This window comes from Bartonella sp. AU18XJBT (assembly GCF_028618595.1).
GTDB lineage: Bacteria > Pseudomonadota > Alphaproteobacteria > Rhizobiales > Rhizobiaceae > Bartonella.
The window spans coordinates 1-2,237 of the sequence record NZ_JAQITE010000110.1; the positions used below are offsets into that span (position 1 = coordinate 1).

Here is a 2,237-nt window from a genome sequence, read left to right on the forward strand (position 1 = left end):
ATAGATTAGCTTCCTTTTCAATAAAGCCCCCTAAATCACCAGCCTTAACATCAGCAAAGTCTCTTAATGCTTTAATGCGATAAAGGGTTTGATTATTAAATACACGTGTCTCATTTGTGAGTGCAAATTTCTTTTGCATGGCACAATTCCTTTATAAGAAGATTTAATTTTTAAAATGAGATGTTTTAAAGAGGGGCGCCCCCGCCGCGCCTAGTATTAATTACATTGCCTCGTCATAATATTCATGACGATAGTAATCATCATCACTACCAAATCTAGGAATTGCCTCATCATGAATTTGATCCTCTTCTGTTAAAGAGGCGGCGCTATGAATACAAGAATCGCCAGATACATAAGCACCACAAACCACGGCATCATCAACGACATAAGAATGATCACAGATATAAGCACCATCGCTTATTTTTGCATTGCCACCGACATGGGCATCATCACAAATAACAGACATATCAGAAATATGAGCATGACCACTTACACGGGCGTTATCATAAATTTTAACATTGCCTTCAATTATAACAGCATTTTCAACATGGGCATTGCCATAAACCTCACAATAATCATTTATTGCCATGCCTTGAAAAATAGCATTTCCATAAATTTGAGCATCGCCATAAACATCAACAAAAAAGCCTTTGACTTTAGCATTGTCATAAACCCTTGCATTCTGAAAGACGCGCGCTTTATCGTAAACCCAGCAATTACCCTCATGAGAGAGGTTATCTTCATTTTCAATATACCCCCCTAAATCACCTTTTTTGACATCATCAAAATCTCTTAAGGCTCTAATTCGCTTTAAGAAATGACCATCGATATATTCACAATCATCAATAAATTCGTATTTTTTTGCAGGCTCTTGTTTATTAACGGGCGCGGTTGCATTTGAAATGGAAGAGATAACGGAGGTGTTTTTTGAGATAGAATTCATTTTATTAATCCTGTTGGTTTTAAATTTTGAATTAAACACCCTATAAGGGCGCCGGGCGCTCAAAACACGGCCAACAGTCCGTTGCTATGCTTTTCCTATAAAGGTATTATATGACATAGCTACACCCGACAAAATCGTTATATGCCAATAACAGCATAAAAGAAAGTCAGTATTTTAAAGATTTGGGAAAGGTTGTTTCGTAACCTATCCGCTGTTGGTTTAGTGTTTTGATCACTTGAGTATTTATATAACAAAATACGTATTTATTGTCAAATATTATTTTATCTTTTTTGATATTTTTTCTTATTTTTTTAAATACATTGTGTATTGATAATATCTTATGCTTATTAATTGCTTATTTTATATTTATGTGCTTTTAAAGCTATATTACGGGCTTTGTGAAACGATTGCGTTATTTTCTGAATTATACATTTATAATATTTAGAAACGCTCTCATCATGCGTATTTTTATCTTTATAACCTATCTGTTTTTTTACTAAATGAATTTAAATTTTTTGTGAATTTTGTTTATAAAGATCTCTAATGTAAACAACCTTAATAAAGCCGCGCTCTTATAACCAATGTGTTCATTTGCATGTGATTATGAAAATGCCTTATGATTATGAAAGCCTGCTTTTTTCACGCGTGCTTTATAGCTGTTATGTTCTTTATAGCTATAGCCATGCATCATTTTTTATTTTCATAAGAGAAACGATAAATAGGATATATGATAATTGTGATTTATTGCCTGTTAATGAAAACATCTCAATAGAAACTGATAATTATAGAGATGAGCAAAATCCCTTTTTATAGACTTTTGTCATTTTTGTCAGTTAACTCTAACCCCTATAGTATTTTTTAAAATGAGTAAAAATTAAAAACATTATATTTCAATAAGTTAAGTTTTGTCTATTTTTCAAAATACAACTTATTAAAACAACCATAACAAATAAATACAACTGTAAATATATATTTGTCAGTTTGTGTCAGTAAATTGAACTGACAAAAGTGATCATTTTACTGAGTAATTAAAACGTGCTTTATGAAAAGCATATGATCCTTTAAAGCCTTTCAAAAGAAAGGGGGTATAATCATAAGAAATGTTATCAAGCCATTATGGTTATGAGTTTTGAAGAGGTTTTGAGTTTTGACGGTTGCTGCTTTTATATAAAAAAATAGCAAAAAATAAAAACGTTATATTTCAATGTATTAAGATTTTACAGATCTTAAAAAAACAACCTATATCGACATTACAACCTATAAATTCAACTAATAATATACGTTTTGAAGGTAT

1 protein-coding gene is annotated in these 2,237 nt (G+C 31.2%); it reads right to left on the reverse strand.

Features of this window, described 5'->3' with window-relative positions:
* Positions 1-220 precede the first annotated feature (220 nt).
* Positions 221-943, reverse strand: a complete 723-nt coding sequence (locus PVV60_RS10255; protein WP_273724646.1) for a hypothetical protein — start codon at positions 941-943, stop codon at positions 221-223.
* Between the last annotated feature and the right edge of the window lie 1,294 nt (positions 944-2,237).